Origin of the sequence: Aquimarina algiphila, assembly GCF_947494415.1 — a bacterium.
GTDB lineage: Bacteria > Bacteroidota > Bacteroidia > Flavobacteriales > Flavobacteriaceae > Aquimarina > Aquimarina algiphila.
Genome location: NZ_CANLVC010000008.1, coordinates 83,079 through 103,749, shown reverse-complemented (window position 1 = coordinate 103,749; position 20,671 = coordinate 83,079). Strand labels below are relative to the sequence as shown.

Below are 20,671 nucleotides of genomic sequence, written 5' to 3'. Positions count from 1 at the left end.
ATTAAAACTTTTACTTTTTTATAGATTCCGGCCTACGCCAGAATGACAAAAGGGTTTATTATAGCATTCCTTTTGTACTAGGTAAAATCATTTTCTCTGGATCACGTTTCACAGCAACTTTAATCGCTTTAGCAAAAGCCTTAAAAATTGCTTCAATCTTATGATGTTCATTTGTTCCTTCAGCTTTTACATTCAAATTAGCTTTAGCACCATCTGTAAAGGATTTAAAAAAATGAAAAAACATTTCTGTTGGCATTTTACCAATCATTTCACGATTAAAATCTGCTTCCCAAACTAACCAATTGCGACCTCCAAAATCAATAGCTACCTGTGCAAGACAATCATCCATCGGCAAACAAAAACCATAACGTTCTATACCCAGCTTACCTCCTAAAGCATCACTAAACACTTCGCCTAGTGCTATTGCTGTATCTTCTATGGTATGATGTTCATCTACTTCAAGGTCTCCATTCACTTTTACATCCAGGTCCATTTGACCATGTCTTGCAATTTGATCCAACATATGATCAAAAAATTCCAATCCAGTAGATATATCACTTTTACCTGTTCCATCCAAGTTCAACTTAATAAAAATGTCTGTTTCATTAGTTTTTCTGGAGATTTCTGCGGTACGATCTTTTAATTTTAAAAATTCATATATCTTTTCCCAATCGTTATTTTCTAAAGCAATAAAATCATTGAGTTCATCTCGTTTGATTGTAATTTCGTCTGTACCCAGATTTGTATTATCATTTATGAAAATACCCTTTGCTCCTAGGTTTTTAGCTAATTCCATATCTGTAAGACGATCCCCTATTACAAAAGAATTAGCAAGATCATAATCTTCTGAAAAATACGCTGTCAATAAACCTGTTCCTGGTTTTCTAGTATTTGCATTTTCATGAGGAAATGTTCTATCCAAAAACACTTTATCAAATACAACCCCTTCATTTTCGAAGGATGACATTATAAAGTTGTGAACAGGCCAAAAGGTATCTTCTGGAAATGAATCGGTACCTAAACCATCTTGATTCGTAATCATAACCAATTCATAATCTAATTCTTGAGCTATTTTTCCTAAATAGGTAAATGCTTTGGGGTAGAACATCATTTTTTCAAACGCGTCTATTTGTTCATCCACAGTCTCTTTGATAATCGTTCCATCACGATCTATAAATAATACTTTCTTTTTCATTATTATGTCATTCCAACTTAGTTGGAATCTTTTTTAATTAAACTTTTAGTTATTATAATGGATTCCGGATCGAGTCCGGAATGACAATCACAACTGTTTTAATATTTCAACTAATTTCTCATTTTCTTCTTTTGTTCCTACTGTAAATCGTAATGTACTTTCACATAGTGGTTGAGTACTTCGATTGCGTACTACGATCCGTTCCTTAATTAGCTGATCATACCTTTTATTAGCGTCGTCTACTCTTATCAAAATAAAGTTAGCATCACTGCGAAACACTTTTTCTACAAAACTTACTTGTGATAAAGCTTTTTCTAATTCTTTACGCCCTTCTATAATGGTATTTACTTCGGTTTTGATCTGATCTTTATCACGTACTCTCTCCAATGCACGTTGTTGAGTTAATTCATTTACATTATAAGGAGGTTTGATTTTATTAAGTATATCGATGATCTCTACAGAAGCATAGCAAACTCCTAAGCGTATACCTGCTAACCCATAGGCTTTAGACAGTGTTTGAGTAACAATAAGGTTGGGATATGTATTTAGATCTTCCACCCAACTCTTTTTATCTGTAAAATCAATATATGCTTCATCAATAACTACTATTCCTTCAAAACGTTCTAAAATTTGAAGTATACGTTCTCGATCTATTAAGTTTCCAGAAGGATTATTCGGAGAACATATAAATAGTAATTTTGAATTCCCATTAACGGTATTGAATATCTCTTCTACATTAGGTTGAAAATCTTCATTTAACAATACTTTCTTTTCTTCTACATTATTTATGTTAGCCAATACAGTATACATACCATATGTAGGAGGTAATGTAATAATGTTATCTACTTCTGGTTCGCAGAATGCTCTATATATCAAATCTAAAACTTCATCACTACCATTACCCAAAAGTATGTTCTGGTCAGACACCTTTTTTTGATCTGATAAAATTGATTTTAGATTTCTTTGTTGTGGGTCGGGATATCGATTTACTCCATTCTCATATGGGTTCTCATTAGCATCAAGAAAAATCATATCTTGATCAAAATCTGTAAATTCATCTCTTGCAGAACTATATGGCTTCAACCTTGCTATATTCTTACGAACTAATTGTGTTATATCAAATTGTTTCTTATTCATTATCTCATGTCATCTAGAAATCATTCTAAGATGATAGGTTTTATTTTAAACTTTCTAATCGCAACGTAACTGCATTTTTATGAGCCTGTAAACCTTCAGCTTCTGCCATAAGTTCAATCGCATTTCCTATGGTTTGGATACCTTTTTCAGATATTTTCTGAAAGGTCATTGACTTCATAAAACTATCTAAATTCACACCACTATATTGCTTCGCATATCCATTTGTAGGTAACGTATGGTTTGTTCCAGAAGCATAATCTCCCGCACTTTCTGGTGTATAATTACCAATAAAAACAGAACCCGCATTTACTATTTTATCAATATAAAAGTCTTCATCTTCTACACATACTATAAAATGCTCGGGGCCATATTCATTAATAAGCTCAATAGCCTCCATGTTACTTTCTACATAAATTAATTTTGAATTAGCAATTGCTCCTTCTGCTATTTCTTTTCTTGGCAATACATTGACTTGTTTTATAATCTCTTCTTCTACTTGATCTATCATTGTTTTTGATGTAGAAACAAGGATCACCTGACTATCTTTACCATGTTCTGCCTGACTCAGTAAATCAGATGCGACAAAGGATGCATTTGCAGTATCATCTGCTACTACAAGTAATTCACTAGGTCCAGCTGGCATATCTATAGCCACGCCAAACTTAGTCGCTAATTGTTTTGCTACGGTTACAAATTGATTTCCCGGTCCAAATATTTTATATACTTGTGGAATGGTTTCTGTACCAAAAGTCATCCCTGCAATCGCCTGAATCCCTCCTATTTTACATATTTTGGTTACACCACAAAGATCAGCAGTATACAAAATAGCAGGATGTATTTTTCCTTCTCTATTAGGAGGTGAACATAATACAATCTCTTCACAACCAGCAAGGTTTGCCGGAATGGTTAACATTAAAATTGTAGAAAATAATGGTGCCGTTCCTCCTGGAATATATAACCCTACCTTTTGAATCGGTCGCTTTTCTTGCCAACACTCAATACCGACATTTGTATCTACAGAAATTTTATTTGTCTTTTGTGCAGCATGAAATACGGTAATATTAGATTTAGCTAATTGTATAGCATCCTTTAATTCCTGGCTAATAAGTTCTTTTGCTTGTTCTATTTCTTCTGAAGAAACCAAAATATTATCAAGTGACACTTGATCAAACTTTTGAGTATATCGATCAACTGCCTGATCTCCTTCTTTTTTTATTTCATCAAAAACTTGTAAAACAATATCTTCTATATCAGCAACAGTTTGTGTTGGCCTCTTTAAGATTTCTGACCAGGAATTTCTATTTGGATTGTATATCTTTTTCATTGCCCTTGTTATTTATCTAATTACAATACCATTTTTTCAATTGGACAAACCAAAATTCCTTCTGCTCCTTCTGCTTTTAACTCATCTAAAATATCCCAAAACTTATTTTTTTCTACAACAGTATGGATAGAACTCCATCCTTTCTCTGCCAAAGGCAACACTGTTGGACTCCTCATTCCAGGTAATATTTTCACAATATTTTCTATTTTATTATTGGGAGCATTAAGTAATACATATTTAGAATTTCTTGCTTTTAAAACGGCCTTAATTCTAAATTGTAATTTCTCCAATAACATTCTGTTTTCTTCAGATATCTTAGGCGAGACTGCCAATACTGCTTCAGAAGTAAGCATCACTTCTACTTCTTTTAAGTTATTCTTAAATAAAGTACTCCCACTAGAAACAATATCACAAATTGCATCAGCCAAACCAATATTTGGAGCGATCTCGACTGAACCAGAAATTTGGTGTAATTCAGCAGAAATTCCTTTTTTATCCAAATAGTCATTAACCGTATTTGGGTACGAGGTAGCAATTCTTTTTCCTTCAAGATCCTGAATAGAATTGTATTCAAAATCTTTTGGTACTGCAAGAGAAACTTTACACTTAGAAAAATTAAGGCGTTCTGCAATAGAAATATCTGTCCCTTTTTCTATAAGAACATTTTCTCCTATAATAGCGATATCAACAACTCCATCTCTAAGGTATTGCGGTATATCTCCATTACGTAAAAACATAACTTCCATAGGAAAATTACGTGTTTGAGCTTTTAATTGATCTTTTCCATTATCAATGGAAATACCACAGTCTTTTAATATTTTGACAGAATCTTCATTAAGACGTCCACTTTTCTGAATAGCAATTTTAATTTTTGACATTTTGTTTTTGTTGTTGTGTCTAATCAGTTCGAAAAAAGTTTTATGAAAACAAAAAACCCGTTTGAACTGCTCAAACGGGTTTTTATTATATGATTACTTATACACATATCAACTTACCACGCTTGTGCGAGAATGTAAGAATGATGATGATGTAAAAGAATGTTTTTCATTTTTCTATTTAAATACTTTGCGAATTTATAAAAAATTATTTTTTCTGAAATGCATTTCAACTTATTTTTTTGAGGTTCATCTTTTTTCAGTCTATAAATCACTAGATTTTAAGATTTTAAATAGGATCATAATAAACATTTTTATAAATTTAAGTAACTAACTAATCAACAATTTATGAAAGGCTTATTTTCATTCCTCTTTTTTTTACTATTCGCATGGCTAGGAATATGGTGGTATTATTCTTGTGATTGGTGTGCTAAAAATCTAGATAAAGATACTGTTATTGTTAAAGACGAAATAGATTCTGAAGCAGATGCGCTTGCCAAAAAAGCCTATGAAGACAGTATTGCCAATCTTAACAATTCCCAAATTGGTTTATTTGCAAAAGACAATAAAAATCAAGAAGTATTTAGATATTATGAAAACTTCAGAATTAATAATGGCAATGGTAATGTTCATATCCCAAGTACTCTTGAAGGTTTTGACAGTCAAGTAGCAAATTATCTAGGCAAACATCAGGATCAAGAGCTTGTAATAACCGGTTTAGAAAACTCTATTGATATTGAAGACACTAGTAAACTTGGAATCTCCAGAGCAAATTTCATCAAAGATATTCTTGTCAGCGCTGGAGTTAATGCTAATCGTATTGTAATTAAAACCGAATTAAAGGAATATACATATAATGATGATGGCACATACAACGGAGGTATTCTTTTAAATTTTGGAGACCTGGATACATCCAGACTTGAAGAAGTAGAAAAAAGTATCGCTAACAGAACATTATACTCCAGTTTTGCTCAAAAAACATTTCAACCTGATGCTACGTTATCTAATTATGCTTTGGAACTTAAGAGCTATTTAGAAAAATACCCTAACAAAACAGTTTCTATTATTGGACATACAGATAATGTCGGAGAAAAAGAAGCTAATTTATGGTTTGGCCAACAGCGAGCTAATAATGTAAGAGATTATCTCATTTCTCAAGGTATTTCAAAAGAAAAAATCAAAGCTTCTTCTCAAGGGGAATCCAACCCTATTGCTGCAAATAACAGTGAGGAAAACAAAGCAAAAAACAGACGAATAGAAATAACCGTAAACTAAATACACAACAACTATGTTAGATTTTATACATGAGGCAAACTGGTGGTGCTTATTACTTTTATTGTTTTTAGCATTTTTACTTGGGTGGCTTTTATCAAAATGGTCTCTTAAAAATAAATATAAAAAAGCATTAGACGAATGTGAAAGAAAAAATACACTACTTAAAAACTCTAATCATGAAAAAGCAAATTCTACTTTTTCTAATTCAGGCGACACCGATAACGGAATCAAAGCAGTTAAAACTAGGGATCATGGTGGTGTAGCTGTAACAAATGGAGGAGCTCCTCCAAAATTAAATTTTGATAGTTTTGGCACAGCAGATGCATCAGAAAAGGATGATTTAAAACTCATCAGTGGTGTTGGTCCATTTATTGAAGAAAAATTAAACAGCATTGGTATCTATACTTTCGATCAAATTAGTAAATTTACCAAAGAGGATATTGACACAGTAACGGCACTTATTCAATTTTTTCCTGGAAGAATTGAAAGAGACAATTGGTCAAAACAAGCTAAAAAATTAAAAGAAAAATAGTAACCACTAACCATTTTACTATTTAAATAAGGCCTTCATAATCATATTTTATGAAGGCCTTTCATATAGTATTATTCTTCCACATCATCACTCCAGGCAACTGAAGACATTTTCCATTCATCATTCATTTTTATGAATTGAATTGTTTTCATCCCGCGTCCAACAAAATCAACTCCATTCAATACCCCTGATTTTTGATAGAGACTAAATCTTTGTGCTACATTTCCATATATCTCAGTTGTAGACGAGATTTCATATTCTTCAAAATCAATGAGGGTACCATCATTCAACATTTTTTCTCTCGGAGTAATGAATTCATTTAATTTGAAAATTTCAGGTTTCCCTTGGGTATTACTTATCAATATTCCTTCTGGAATAAATATTTTCTCAATATCTTTTACTCTAGGAGTTCTCCTATTCGCATTTGTAAATACCTCAAAAAAAGTAGTTGTTAATTTGTTAATCTCCTTTTCATCATTTTTATAATTAGATTCAGAAAAAAAGAGAACACTATCGTCATCTGACAGTTTCATCGTTTTCTCAAAACAGAGTCCAATTTTGTTCAACAATTTAATTGAAGCGATATTACCTGGATCTGTTATAGCCACAATTCTATCAAGGTTTAATACCTGTTTTGAATATTGCATTGTTGCACTTGCTATTTCAAACCCATAACCTAATCCAGAATATTCTGGTAACATTGCAAAACCTATATCTATATCTTCTAAGGCCTCTCTATTTACCAATCCACACATGCCTATCGGGATGTTTGTATTCTTCAATAGAACTTTCCATAAACCAAATCCATATTGCTCGTAACTATGTATGGGACCATTTTTTAGATATTCTATGGCATCTTCATCAGTTTTTACATTTCTATCTCCAATATATTTTAACCAATTTGGAGAATTAACCAATTCTATGATAAAATTAGCATCCTCTAAACCAAATTCAGATAAACTAAGTCTATGAGTTTCTAGTATTTTTTTTGTTTGCATATTACCCGCATTAGATTATGTCATTTTAAAAAACCTGAAGTTAGATTAATTATTAATAGTATTTCACAAAAAATGGCGCCCAAGAAAGACGCCAATAGAAATAATATATCTTGTTTTTGCTATTGATTTCCAAGAATCAAAGGCATACCATCTTGTCCTGAACCTACAACAACCACTTTTGCATTTGGTGATTTTGACAACTCCAGGGTAGCTTGAATTCCTTTTTCTCTCAAAATCTTATCGGTTAAAGAAGCACTTAGAATTTGGTTAGCGACTGCTTTTCCTTCTGCATCAATTTTTTGTCTTTCGGCTTCCTTTCTTGCTTTTTCTAACCTAAACTCATATTCTAAAGCTTCTTGCTCTTGTCTTAGCTTACGTTCTATTGCTTCTTTAATAGTTGGAGGTAATGTTACATCCCTAACTAATACTTCATTAAGTTGAATAAACTGATCTCCAACAATCTTTTTTGTTTCTTCATAAATCTCTTTTTGAATAGCATCTCTTTTACTAGAATACAATTGTTCTGGAGTATATCTACCTACAACACTACGTGCAGCTGATCTTATGGTTGGTAATAAAACTCTCGCCACATAATTTTCTCCCTTTTGCTGGTGTAACAAACCTAATTTGGCATAATCCGGCTGAAACCAAGCCGAAGCGTCTAATTTAATTTCCAATCCATTAGAAGAAAGCACTTGCATCTTTTCAAAAACTTCTTGCTGCCTTACTTCATAAACAATTACTTTATTCCAAGGTGCAACTAAATGAAAACCTTCTCCTAATGGAGGTCCATCTGTTACTACTCCTCCTCCAAATGTTTTATACAATACTCCTGCCTCTCCTGAGCCAATAGTAACAGTCGATTTTGAAATAAAGACAATTGTCAAAACAATAATAATCAAAATAGGTAACCCTATCTTTGGTAATTTTTCCATAATAATTCTGAATTTTTAATTTTAAATAAGTCCGTTATATTTTCGTGCAAACCATTCTATCGAAAGCAATAAAATAACTATTACTAATAGATATTTCCAATCTATTAAAGATACCACATTTTCCTTGCTTTTCTGTATTGTTTGATATCTTTGATCTTCTGTTAGCTCTTTTATCAAAGCTTCATTTTGATTTAAATGAAATGACTTTCCATTAGTATTAGTAGCAACTTGCTTAAGTTTTGTTACATCTGCATTAAGAAATTGTTGCTCTACATCATATTCAAGAATTGCAAAACTCCCAGAACGTGAAATATTTTCTCCTAGGACGGTTACTGTATATTCATAATTTCCTGCTGAAAGACTACTCAAGTCAACCTCATATGAATTATTTTTCAACAACATTGGTATAGTTTGCGTTGCCTCAGTTTCTTTATTTTTTACAGAAATCCTTAAATTCCCTCTTCGATCAAATTCATAATTTTTGGTAAAATATTCTGCTTTGATACTAATATTTGCATTACCATAATAAAAGGATTCTGAAATAGTATTCAACCTACTTTTTCTTTTGTTTGAAGCAAGATACTGTATTAACTTCCCGAAAAAATCATCAAAGTCTTCAAATCCTTGACTATCCAAATAATTTTGTGCTCTCCATCTCCATATTCCTTCTCCAAACAGCACTGCTTCTCTCACTCCATTTTCCTCTATTGCGGTTATTAATACTTCATCAGTTTCTATATTACTAATTGTTCGATACAATAGTGGATCGTGATTGGTGTTTATGCTAATATCACCAAAAGTCCCTATTAAAGGAGGGTAATTCCCGAAACCAATATCTTCTAAAAGAAATGTACTATAATTGGTATTAAATCTAGGAATATAATATTCAGTTTGTCTTGTTATTTCTTGTGTATATTTATTTTGTATTTTATTTAAAAATACCCAATCTGTTTTAGTACCTGCTATAGTGAAATAATTCTTTTTTAGCGTATTTAAATCTTCATATACTTTTCTAAACCTCGTATTAGGTTGATATAAAACAACTAATTGATAATCATCTAAATCTTTTACTTCTTGAGGCTTACTGATTGATATACTGCGACGCTCATTACTTTCAACACTTTTCTTGATAGCTCCGAGATCAGGATGTACTATATCAGAAATCAAAAGTACATTTGTTTTTTGATCTATAACTTCTACTGCAAAATTTTTGTCGTTGTTTACTGTGTTTTTCTCATTCGTTAATGGAACTAATCTAGCAACATATTTAATAACACCTGCACGACTAGCGGGTAAGGTAAAACTAACAACAGCAGAATTACTTTGTTGAGAAAAAGTTATTGGTTGAGAATACACTACACCATTTCCTGATGTAACCTGAAATGTAGTTGTTACATTTTCCTGACCAGAATATGTAAGGATAGCTTCTACTGGAAATTTATTTTTTAAATACGCGTAACGATTAACATTAAGCTGTTGAATTTTGGTATCTGTTACAGCAGTTGTATCACCAGATATCACTGGATATACCGCCTGTTTATATCCTAAACTACTAAACTGATAATCTTTACCATAAGTCTGATTACCATCAGTAATCATTATTGTAGGTGCAATCGTGTTTTTATAAATCTGATCTAATTCTTCTAAAGCTTTAGATATATTAGTTTGTTTTTGATCGAAAGAAAGATCTAACGAATCTTTTAATTTATCGGCAAATGAGTAATACACAAGATCAAACCTATCATTTAATTCTTCGTTTTCTTTTATTTGATTTATGAATTTAATGACTGACTGATCTTGTCGGAGATTTTTTATTGATGAAGAATTATCTACAGCAACAATTAAATCTGGTTTCTCTACATAATACGTTTTTTGCTTAAATGTTGGATTAATTAATAACAACAAGAGTGAGAAAACACTAAGAAAACGTAAAAAAGCAAAGAATAGGCTATTTTTTTTCCTATTCTTTGCCCTATATATATACTGAAACAATGCTATAACCAATGCGATTACAAAAGCAGCTATAATCAATAAAATTGTTTCTATTTGCATGTTTCTAAAGTTAGAGGTAAAGGCAGAAAGTTAGAAGTTAAACAGTATAATTATCTAACAACTCTTACTTTCTAACTCCTTTCTTTATGTTAACATTCCTCCGTCAACATTAAGCACTTGTCCTGTGATGTAAGCACTTAAATCACTTGCCAAAAACAGACATGTATTTGCAATATCTTCTGGAGTACCTCCTCTTTTTAATGGAATAGCATTACGCCATCCATCGACCACTTTTTCATCTAACTTCTCAGTCATTTCGGTTTCTATAAAACCAGGAGCAACTACATTACTACGAATATTTCTTGATCCCAATTCTAAGGCTACCGATTTAGAAAACCCAATAATTCCAGATTTTGAAGCAGCATAATTCGCTTGACCTGCATTACCTTTTACTCCAACAACAGAACTCATATTAATAATACTTCCTTTACGTTGTTTGAGCATAGTTCGTTGTACCGCTTTAGTCATATTAAATACACTCTTGAGGTTTACTTCTATTACTTTATCAAAATCTTCCTCACTCATACGCATCAAAAGATTATCCTTTGTAATCCCTGCATTATTTACCAAAATATCTACACCCCCAAAAGTTTCCAAAACAGACGCTACCAATTCTTGAGCATCATCATAATTGGCTGCATTACTTTGATATCCTTTAGCTTTAATTCCTAATGCATTTAATTCTTTTTCTAAAGCATTTGCCGCTTCTACTGAAGAACTATATGTAAAAGCAACATTAGCCCCTTGTTGCGCAAAAATTTCTGCTATTCCTTTGCCGATACCACGAGTAGCTCCTGTGATAATAGCCGTTTTACCTTGTAAAAGATTCATTCGTTATGTTTCTATTTTTTTGTACTTCTGTACAATTTATAATTTGCAATGTAAATTCAAATATAAGAATTACAAATAGGTCATCAGCAATAAACCCTGCGATTTCTCACAGGGTTTATAAACAAATTATAGTTTATCAAATTTTATAATTTTATGTCTTCATTTTTCTTTTCATAATTGAAAAGATAATCAATGTCCATTTCCTTAACCTCTCCTAATTTAGATAAAGCTTTCATATCCGCATCTTTCTTATTCCCGATCACAAGAACATTATAAGTTTCACCTTTGATATTCTCATTAAAGAAAGATTTAAGGTCAGCTAATGTCATATTTTTAATCGTTTCATACATCTCTTCTCTATTATCATAATCAATTCCTCTTTTCTTTAGGTTTTCATAAGACCAAAATATATTTGACTTTGTAATTCGTTTAGCTGCAATTTTCTTTAAAGTGGCTTCTTTTGCTTGATTAAATTGCTCTTCTGCTTCTGGCATATTTGTCATAAGATCCATCATTGCATCAACAGCTTGAGGCATTTTGTTCGCCTGTGTGCCTATATATGCATATACATAATCTGAATCTCCTTTTTCACTAGCCATACTATATTGTGAAAATGCAGAATATGCTAAAGATTTTGATTCACGAATTTCCTGAAATACAATTGAAGATAATCCACTACCAAAATAGGTATTAAACAAACTTGAAGCTGCCATTTTTTTAGGGTCAAACTCTGCTCCTTTTGCTAGGAAAATCATTTCACTCTGGACCATATCATAATCTACAAAATATACATTTCCTCCTGTTTCTTTTTCTATATAGGTAGCCTTTTCAGGGTATTCTTTCAAATCACCAGAAATAGTATGATTTTTATCCAAAGAAGCAAGTGCCGCTTCTACATCCTTACCGTAATAGAACACACGTTGTTTATAGGTATATAATTCTTTTATTTTGTTAACCAAATCCTGAGGATTGATTTCCTTTAGTTCATTGATTGTATATATATTACGTAATCTAGAGTTTTCTCCAAATTTGCCATAATTCAATAATCCATTCCAAAGAATATTTTGTTTTTGCGTCTTCCCATCCTGACGGCCTTTTGCTATTTGATCAACAAATTTATCATATGCTTCCTGGTCAGCAACTGCATTTTTCCATAGATCTTCTAATAAAATTAATCCTTTATCAAGGTTTTCTTTCAACCCTGAAATACTAACATTTGTTCTGTCTTTGGAAGAGTTTATACTATAATTAATTCCTAATTTATAGAATTCTTTTTTAAGTTCTTCTGCTGAATATTTGTCTGTCCCCAGGTAATCGAAATAGCCAGAAGCTACTGACAATGTCTTATCATTATCTATTCCTAAATCAAAAATAATAGTAAGGTTAAAGAGATCATTATTTTCATTTTCTATGTAGGATACAGAAACACCGCTATTCGTTTTGGTCGACTTAATCGCTGTTTTGTAATCAATAAATTTAGGCTGTAATGCAGGAGATTCTATTTTTTTAAATTCTTGAATAAACACTGACTCTTTATCCCTATTTAACTCAACAGGAGTAATTCCTGGATTTTCTACCTTAACAATATTCTTATCTTCTCCTTTGATTTTATGTACTTCAACATAGTTATTCCCATAATGCTTATTAGCAAAATCGATCACTTCTTGCTTTGTAATTTTTTTCATATCATCCAACATAGTCAAACGATCTTTCCAATCTGTGAAATGAATAAAGGCATCAAGATATTGGTATGCAGTAGCGCTGGCATTTTCAAATTGTCGTACTCTTGTTAATTTTAAATCATTAACTACAGCATCAATTAGCCAGTCATCAAATTCTCCTTTTTTAATTTTTTCTATCTCACCTAACAGTAGCTCTTTAACTTCATCTAAGGTTTGTCCTTCTTTCGGCATTCCATATAATAAATGAAACCCGTAATCGTTATCAAAATTTGTAAAAGAAGATGCATTTTGCACCATTTGTTTTTGATTAAGATCTAAATCAATCAACCCTGCTTGTGAATTCGCTAAAATATAGTCAACCAGCACCACCATAGTCTCCTCTTTTGTACCAAAACCATCTGTTCTAAATGCCACATATACAGACTCTGCAGTGGGACCGTATACCTCTTTTTTGATTGGTGAAGTTAGTGCTGGTTCTTTTGGGAAATTAGGATGGGTGACTTCTTTAGACTCATATCCTCCAAATGCTTCGTTTACTTTCTTAATTGTACTATCAAAGTCTAAATCTCCAACTAAAATCACAGCCATATTATTTGGCACATAATACTTATCAAAATATGCATTAATAGCTTCCATAGATGGATTCTTTAAATGCTCTGATTTACCAATTGTAGACTGAGTTCCGTACGGATGATTAGGATACAGCCCTTCTAAAACAGCAAAATATTGCTTACGACCATCACTATCCTGACCTCTATTAAATTCTTCATATACTGCCTCGAGTTCTGTATGAAACAAACGCAATACTACCTGACTAAATCGTTCACTTTCAACTTTAAGCCATTTATCTAACTCATTAGATGGAATTTTATTAACATAAACAGTTTGTTCATTTGATGTAAAAGCATTTGTTCCTTCTGCACCTAATGAGTTCACCAATTTATCATACTCATTAGCAATAGAAATTTTTGAAGCTTCGAGAGATACTTCATCTATTTTTTTATAGATTTCTTGCTTTTTCTCTGGATCTGTTTCTGCTTTATGCTGTTCATACAAATCAGAAATTTCTTTTAAGAATACTTTTTCTTTTTCAAAATCCTGAGTACCAATTTCATCGGTTCCCTTAAACACCATATGCTCCAGATAGTGCGCTAAACCAGTATTATCTGCAGGATCGTAAGTCGAACCAGCTTTAACAGCAATTAAAGTCTGAATTTTTGGTTCCTCTTCATTCTTACCCAAATATACTTTTAAACCATTATCTAATGTATACAATCGTAAACCTGTAGGATCATTAGTTACAGTTTCATAATTAAATCCCGAAGCATCTGTATGTTGCTCTACCTTTACTTCTTGGGGCTCTTTGTTAGTTTCTGATGATGAATTTTTACAATTACTTAGGCAAACGGCCAATAGTAACAGTAAAAATGTTTTGATTAATTTCATATCCTATTTTAATTGTTTTATGGTGATGTTACACCTGAGTTGATTATATGAGTTAGTTTATAATTAATGTACTATAATACGTGTTGTTCTTTTCAATGTTACGTTTTTTAAGCTTTTTTTAACAAACAATATGTTCCTTGAAACAAAAAAACCTCTTGAAAATATATTCAAGAGGTTTTTTTATATTAAAGTATACTATAATATCTATCCTAATACTTCTGCAACTTTCTTTCCTATTTCTGCAGGAGAATCTACCACGTGTATTCCGCACTCTCTCATTATTGCTTTTTTGGCAGCTGCGGTATCTTCACTACCTCCAACAATTGCTCCTGCATGTCCCATAGTACGTCCAGCAGGTGCAGTCTCACCAGCAATAAAACCAACAACAGGCTTAGAAGTTCCACTTTCTTTTATCCATTTTGCAGCATCAGCTTCTAACTGGCCACCAATTTCACCTATCATTACCACGCATTCGGTTTCTGGGTCATTAATCAATAATTCTACAGCTTCTTTTGTGGTAGTACCAATTATTGGATCCCCGCCAATTCCTATTGCAGTAGTAATTCCTAATCCTTGTTTCACTACTTGATCAGCAGCTTCATAAGTCAAAGTTCCTGATTTTGATACTATCCCTACGTTTCCTTTTTTAAATACAAAACCTGGCATAATCCCAACTTTTGCTTCTCCCGGAGTAATTACTCCAGGACAATTTGGTCCAATAAGAGTACATTCTTTATTGCTAATATAATTCGATGCAGTAATCATATCCGCCACTGGAATACCTTCTGTAATAGTAATAATAACTTTAATCCCAGCATCAGCAGCTTCCATAATCGCATCAGCAGCAAAAGCTGGTGGTACAAAAATAATTGTAGTATCAGCACCTACTTCTTTTACCGCGTCTTCGACAGTATTAAAAACAGGTTTATCGAGATGTGTTTGTCCCCCTTTACCAGGAGTCACTCCTCCAACAACGTTTGTACCATATTCTATCATTTGACCTGCATGAAAAGTACCTTCACTACCGGTAAAACCTTGTACAATAATTTTTGAATCTTTATTAACTAAAACACTCATTGCGTTATGATTTTTTATTTTTTTTAAAGAGCTTCAAAAGTAAGCTTTTGAACATTATGTTTAAAATGAAAAAGTAATTATTTTGAAATAAAAGACATCATACTTTCTGGAGTATTATCTCCTTGTTGACTTATTTGATATCCTTTATATAATTTATCATCTTTAAGTTCCCAAATTGTAATAAAATGCGCTATTGCATCTTCTTTTTCTGGATTTTCGATTGTCTTTGCAAAGTAAGTATATCTAATAGTTACAGAGTTGCCTTCTGCAATAAGATGACTAATTTCACATCTAAAAGTTTCAAAAGATAAAGCCATCTCACTAAACATGGTTTTTATATCATTGAAATCCTTCTTATTAAATCCGAAACTACTATTCCAGTATAATATAATTTCAGGATGCAAATATTTAGAAAATGCTTCAACATCATGAATAAGATCAGTTTCATAAAAAGATCTTACTATTTCCTTTGCACTATTCATTCTTTTTTAATTTTTCTATTAATTCTGGTACCTGTCTAATGGCAGCAATCTCTTTATATTTCTTTCTAAAATCATCAGCAGGAGTACCAAAATAACTTTTATTAGCTCCTAAAGATTTGCTTACTCCCGATTGAGCTGAAATAATTGCTTTTGTTCCAATTCTAACATCACTTGTTATACCTACCTGTCCCCAAATAGTTACTTCATCTTCTATAACAACACAACCTGCTATACCTACTTGAGATGCAATTAAACACTTCTCTCCTATTACAGTATCATGACCAATATGAACCTGATTATCTATTTTAGTTCCTTTTTTGATCGTCGTATCACCAGTAACTCCTTTGTCAATTGTACATGAAGCACCTATATCAACATTATCCTCAAGCACTACTCTTCCTCCAGAAATCAATTTATCAAAACCTTCGGGTCTTTTTTTATAATAAAAAGCATCTCCTCCTAAAACACTTCCAGAATGAATTGTTACATTATCACCTATAACTGTATTGTCATAAATACTCACATTAGCATGAATACAACAATTATTACCGATAGTTACATTATTACCTACAAAACTCCCTGGTTGTATGATCGTATTTTCTCCTATTTTAGCTGTATCTGAAAGTAAAGAATTTGCTTTCTCAAAAGGTTTAAAATATTTGGTAAGTCTGTTAAAATCTCTAAATGGATCATCAGAAATTAGAAGTGCCTTACCTTTGGGGCAATCTACATTTTTATTAATCAAAATAATTGTAGCCGCACTTTGCAAAGCTTTATCATAGTATTTTGGATGATCAACAAAAACAATATCCCCTGGAGAGACAACATGTATTTCATTCATTCCCAAAACTGGAAAATTGGGATCTCCTATATACTCACTAGAAATAATAGTGGCAATTTGTTCTAAGGTGTGTTTCTGAGGAAATTTCATTTTTTAAATCAAGAAATTCAGCATTCTGAATTATTCTTTAATACGTTCTTTATATGTACCTTTTTCTGTTTCTACTTTAATCTTATCACCTTCATTAATAAAAAGAGGTACCATTACTTCTGCTCCTGTTTCTACAGTTGCAGGTTTTGTTGCATTTGTTGCTGTATTTCCTTTTACTCCTGGTTCTGTAGCGGTAACTTCAAGAATTACACTTGCTGGCATTTCTACAGAAAGAGGCATTTGATCTTCAGAGTTAATAATTACAGTCACTACTTCTCCTTCTTTTAGTAAGCCTGGGGCATCTAAAACAGATTTTTCTAAAGTGATTTGATTGTAATCTTCTGTATTCATAAAATGAAAAGTGTCACCTTCAGCGTATAAATATTGAAATTTATGCGTCTCAACACGTACATCTTCGATTTTATGTCCCGCAGAGAATGTATTATCAATTACTTTTCCTGTGGTAACACTCTTTAGTTTAGTACGCACAAAAGCAGGACCTTTACCTGGTTTCACATGTAAAAATTCAATAATTTTATAGATGTCATGATTATATTTAATACATAATCCATTTCTGATATCACTAGTACTTGCCATTATTTAGTATTCTTTATTTCTTATTAATCAAATATAAAAGATATCTCCAATTTTCTAATTAGAGAAATACCCTTTCATAATACCTCTTTGCGAATTTTTAATAAATTCTAACACTTCATCTCGTTCTGGAGTAGCCTCCATTTCAGCTTCTATAATAGCAACTGCTTGCGAGTTATTATAATTTTGCTGATATAAAATTCTATATATATTTTGTACTTCTCTTATTTTTTCTGTCGTAAATCCTCTTCTACGTAAACCGATAGAATTTATTCCAACATAAGACAAAGGCTCTCTTGCTGCTTTAACATATGGAGGTACATCCTTACGCACTAATGATCCTCCTGTAACAAAAGCATGATTTCCAATACTACAAAACTGTTGTACTGCTGCCATACCTGCCAAAACCACATAATCTCCTACATTAATATGTCCTGCTAATGTACTATTATTAGAAAATATACAATTATCACCTACAATACAATCATGAGCAATATGACAATAAGCCATAATCCAACAGTTCTTACCTATTTTGGTTTTCATTCTATCCGCAGTACCTCGATTTATAGTAACACATTCGCGAATAGTTGTATTATCTCCGATTTCTGTGATTGTATCCTCATCATTAAACTTTTTATCTTGAGGGGTCGCCGAAATAACCGCTCCGGGGAAAATGCTACAGTTTTTTCCAATACGTGCACCTTCCATAATAGTAACATTGGAACCTATCCAGGTTCCTTCTCCAATTACTACATTATTATGTATAGTTGTAAAAGGTTCTATTACAACATTTTTTGCAATTTTTGCTCCTGGATGAACATATGCTAAAGGTTGATTCATCTACTATTATTTATTGTTATTTTGATTTTACTATTTGTGCCATAAGCTCTGCTTCAGTAACTAATTTACCATTAGCATAAGCAAATGCTTGCATATGACATATACCTCTACGAATTGGAGTAATTAGCTCCAACTTAAATATTAACGTATCCCCGGGCAATACCTGTTGTTTAAACTTTACTTTATCTATTTTCATAAAATAGGTAAGATAATTTTCAGGATCCGGAACTGTACTTAGTGCTAAAATACCTCCAGTCTGAGCCATTGCTTCAACCTGAAGTACTCCTGGCATTACTGGTGCTCCAGGAAAATGCCCTTCAAAAAATGGTTCATTCATTGTCACATTCTTAAGTCCTACAACATGGCTGTCTGACATCTCAAGAATCCTGTCTATCAATAAAAAAGGGGATCGATGCGGAAGCATTTCCATAATCTTATTGATATCCATTAATGGTGGCTTATTAAGATCAAATTGAGGAACTTTATTACGTTTCTCTATCTTAATAATCTTAGAAAGTTTTTTTGCAAACTGTGTGTTCACAAAGTGACCGGGCTTATTAGCTATGATCTTACCTCTTATTCTGGTTCCTATTAATGCTAAATCTCCTATTACATCCAATAATTTATGTCGAGCAGCTTCATTTGGATAATGTAAAGTTAAGTTATCCAAAATACCGTTAGGTTTTATAGCGATAGATTCTTTCCCAAAGGCAACTTTAAGTTTCTCCATGGTACTAGGACTAAGCTCCTTATCAACATAAACAATAGCATTATTTAAATCACCACCTTTTATTAGACCGTGTTCTAACAACATTTCTAACTCATGTAAAAAACTAAACGTTCTCGCATCAGCTATTTCCTTTTTAAAATCAGAAAGATGTTTTAGAGATGCATTTTGAGTTCCTAGAACTTTAGTACCAAAATCCACCATAGTAGTAACCTGGTATTCATCAGAAGGCATTACTATAATTTCACTACCTGATTCTTCATCAACATATGAAATTACATCTTTTACGATATATTCTTCTCTTTCTGCTTCTTGCTCTACAATACCTGCAGATTCTAAAGCTTCTATAAAAAACTTACTCGAACCATCCATTATTGGTGGTTCTGAAGCATTTAACTCTATCAAAAGGTTATCAATCTCTAATCCTACACAAGCGGCAAGTACATGTTCTGAAGTCTGGATACTAACTCCATTTTTCTCTAAATTTGTACCTCGTTGTGTATTTACAACATAATTAGCATCTGCCTCGATGATAGGATTTCCTTCCAAATCAATTCTACAAAATGCATAACCGTGATTTTCGGGAGCGGGTTTAAAGGTTAATGTTACCTCTTTTCCTGTATGTAAACCTACTCCAGTAAGTATTACCTCCTTTTCAATGGTTCTTTGTTTGCTCATGACAACGTCACTCATTATTATTTATCTTTTTCTCTAGTTTGTATACTCTATCTACTATTTTGGGAAGGTTTTTAAAATGCACATAGGATTTATTAAAATCAGAATATCCCAAAGCTGGAGATCCCTGAATAGCTTCTCCATCTTTAATATTTCTTCCAATACCGGATTGAGCCTGTATTCTCACATTGTTACCTATAGTTAAATGCCCTGCAATACCAACTTGTCCTCCTATTAAACAATGTTTTCCTATTTTGGTTGACCCGGCAATACCGGTTTGCGCTGCAATTGCAGTATGTTCTCCAATTTCTACGTTATGAGCAATCTGTATTTGGTTATCTAATTTTACTCCATTATGTATAACTGTAGACCCAAGTGTGGCTCTATCAATTGAGGTACCTGCTCCCACATCTACATTATCTCCAATAACAACATTACCTGTTTGAGGCACTTTACTATATTCTCCTTTTTCATTTGGTGTAAATCCAAAACCATCGGCTCCTACTATTGCCCCACTATGGATAACACAACCATTTCCAATTATAGTCTCAGAATAAACCTTTGCTCCTGCAAAAACAACAGCATTATCTCCAATGGTTACATTATCTCCTATATAAACGTTAGGGAAAATTTTTGCATTCTTTCCTATTTTAACGTTTTCACCCATATAAGAAAATGCACCAAAATAAATTGCTTCTCCATAAACGGCTGTCTTAGAAATAAAACTGGGTTGTTCTATCCCAACTTTATTCATTTTTACCATATTGTAATATTCCAACAATTGAGAAAAAGCTTTATAGGCGTCATCTACTCTTATAAGAGTTGTTTTTATATTTGATTCTGCTTCAAAGGTTTTATCTACAATAGTAATAGATGCATCAGTAGAATATATGTATTGAGTATATTTAGGGTTTGACAAAAAGGTTAGTGAGCCTTTTGTTCCTTCCTCTATTTTAGCTAGTTTAGATACTTCAACAGTTTCATCTCCCTCGATTTCTCCGTTTAAAATACCCGCAATTTGTGTGGCTGTAAAAATCATTCTAGCAAAAGTATAAAAAATGTG

At 32.3% G+C, this 20,671-nt stretch carries 18 protein-coding genes; 2 read left to right on the top strand and 16 right to left on the bottom strand.

Annotated features, from left to right (window positions below; all coding sequences use genetic code 11):
- Positions 1–58: 58 nt before the first annotated feature.
- From hisB to hisG, 4 genes are all read right to left on the bottom strand, one after another.
- Positions 59–1,195 (bottom strand): bifunctional histidinol-phosphatase/imidazoleglycerol-phosphate dehydratase HisB, encoded by a 1,137-nt coding sequence (hisB, locus tag PQF96_RS18085; RefSeq protein ID WP_143915116.1) that lies wholly within the window; start codon positions 1,193–1,195, stop codon positions 59–61.
- A gap of 87 nt (positions 1,196–1,282) precedes the next feature.
- Positions 1,283–2,332 carry a histidinol-phosphate transaminase gene (gene hisC / locus PQF96_RS18080; RefSeq protein WP_271767691.1) on the bottom strand — a complete coding sequence of 350 codons (1,050 nt, stop codon included), beginning with the start codon at positions 2,330–2,332 and terminating at the stop codon, positions 1,283–1,285.
- A 40-nt stretch (positions 2,333–2,372) separates the two neighbouring features.
- Positions 2,373–3,656 (bottom strand): histidinol dehydrogenase, encoded by a 1,284-nt coding sequence (gene hisD / locus PQF96_RS18075; RefSeq protein ID WP_271767690.1) that lies wholly within the window; start codon positions 3,654–3,656, stop codon positions 2,373–2,375.
- A gap of 20 nt (positions 3,657–3,676) precedes the next feature.
- Positions 3,677–4,534, bottom strand: a complete 858-nt coding sequence (gene hisG, locus PQF96_RS18070; protein ID WP_143915119.1) for an ATP phosphoribosyltransferase — start codon at positions 4,532–4,534, stop codon at positions 3,677–3,679.
- Between the two features lie 345 nt (positions 4,535–4,879).
- On the opposite strand from hisG, the gene PQF96_RS18065 reads away from it, so the two are divergent.
- Both PQF96_RS18065 and PQF96_RS18060 read left to right on the top strand, forming a co-directional pair.
- Positions 4,880–5,806 carry an OmpA family protein gene (locus PQF96_RS18065; protein WP_271767689.1) on the top strand — a complete coding sequence of 309 codons (927 nt, stop codon included), beginning with the start codon at positions 4,880–4,882 and terminating at the stop codon, positions 5,804–5,806.
- 13 nt (positions 5,807–5,819) lie between these two features.
- Entirely contained in the window at positions 5,820–6,338 is a 519-nt protein-coding gene (locus PQF96_RS18060; protein WP_109437543.1) for a hypothetical protein, read from the top strand.
- 71 nt (positions 6,339–6,409) lie between these two features.
- Here the strand turns inward: PQF96_RS18060 and PQF96_RS18055 are convergent, their stop codons facing one another.
- From PQF96_RS18055 to lpxD, 12 genes are all read right to left on the bottom strand, one after another.
- A complete protein-coding gene (locus PQF96_RS18055; RefSeq protein ID WP_271767688.1) occupies positions 6,410–7,336 on the bottom strand; it encodes a GNAT family N-acetyltransferase in 927 nt (308 codons plus the stop codon).
- 119 nt (positions 7,337–7,455) lie between these two features.
- Positions 7,456–8,271, bottom strand: a complete 816-nt coding sequence (locus PQF96_RS18050; protein WP_109437545.1) for a prohibitin family protein — start codon at positions 8,269–8,271, stop codon at positions 7,456–7,458.
- Between the two features lie 21 nt (positions 8,272–8,292).
- Positions 8,293–10,323, bottom strand: a complete 2,031-nt coding sequence (locus PQF96_RS18045) for a vWA domain-containing protein (RefSeq protein ID WP_271767687.1) — start codon at positions 10,321–10,323, stop codon at positions 8,293–8,295.
- A gap of 84 nt (positions 10,324–10,407) precedes the next feature.
- Entirely contained in the window at positions 10,408–11,154 is a 747-nt protein-coding gene (gene fabG, locus PQF96_RS18040) for a 3-oxoacyl-[acyl-carrier-protein] reductase (RefSeq protein ID WP_109437547.1), read from the bottom strand.
- Positions 11,155–11,297: 143 nt separating this feature from the next.
- Positions 11,298–14,282 (bottom strand): M16 family metallopeptidase, encoded by a 2,985-nt coding sequence (locus tag PQF96_RS18035; protein ID WP_271767686.1) that lies wholly within the window; start codon positions 14,280–14,282, stop codon positions 11,298–11,300.
- 204 nt (positions 14,283–14,486) lie between these two features.
- Positions 14,487–15,359, bottom strand: coding sequence for a succinate--CoA ligase subunit alpha (sucD, locus tag PQF96_RS18030; RefSeq protein ID WP_109437549.1), 873 nt, complete (start codon positions 15,357–15,359; stop codon positions 14,487–14,489).
- Between the two features lie 77 nt (positions 15,360–15,436).
- Positions 15,437–15,841, bottom strand: a complete 405-nt coding sequence (locus tag PQF96_RS18025) for a nuclear transport factor 2 family protein (protein ID WP_271767685.1) — start codon at positions 15,839–15,841, stop codon at positions 15,437–15,439.
- Complete coding sequence (locus PQF96_RS18020) at positions 15,834–16,772, bottom strand: UDP-3-O-(3-hydroxymyristoyl)glucosamine N-acyltransferase (RefSeq protein ID WP_271767684.1); 939 nt, start codon at positions 16,770–16,772, stop codon at positions 15,834–15,836. The genes PQF96_RS18025 and PQF96_RS18020 overlap by 8 nt, the downstream gene beginning before the upstream one ends.
- Positions 16,773–16,802: 30 nt before the next feature.
- Positions 16,803–17,369, bottom strand: a complete 567-nt coding sequence (efp, locus tag PQF96_RS18015) for an elongation factor P (RefSeq protein ID WP_109437552.1) — start codon at positions 17,367–17,369, stop codon at positions 16,803–16,805.
- Between the two features lie 54 nt (positions 17,370–17,423).
- Positions 17,424–18,206, bottom strand: a complete 783-nt coding sequence (gene lpxA / locus PQF96_RS18010; RefSeq protein ID WP_109437553.1) for an acyl-ACP--UDP-N-acetylglucosamine O-acyltransferase — start codon at positions 18,204–18,206, stop codon at positions 17,424–17,426.
- 16 nt (positions 18,207–18,222) lie between these two features.
- A complete protein-coding gene (locus PQF96_RS18005) occupies positions 18,223–19,626 on the bottom strand; it encodes a bifunctional UDP-3-O-[3-hydroxymyristoyl] N-acetylglucosamine deacetylase/3-hydroxyacyl-ACP dehydratase (RefSeq protein WP_109437554.1) in 1,404 nt (467 codons plus the stop codon).
- Positions 19,619–20,647 (bottom strand): UDP-3-O-(3-hydroxymyristoyl)glucosamine N-acyltransferase, encoded by a 1,029-nt coding sequence (gene lpxD / locus PQF96_RS18000; protein ID WP_109437555.1) that lies wholly within the window; start codon positions 20,645–20,647, stop codon positions 19,619–19,621. Before lpxD ends, PQF96_RS18005 begins: the two co-directional genes overlap by 8 nt.
- Positions 20,648–20,671: the final 24 nt, after the last annotated feature.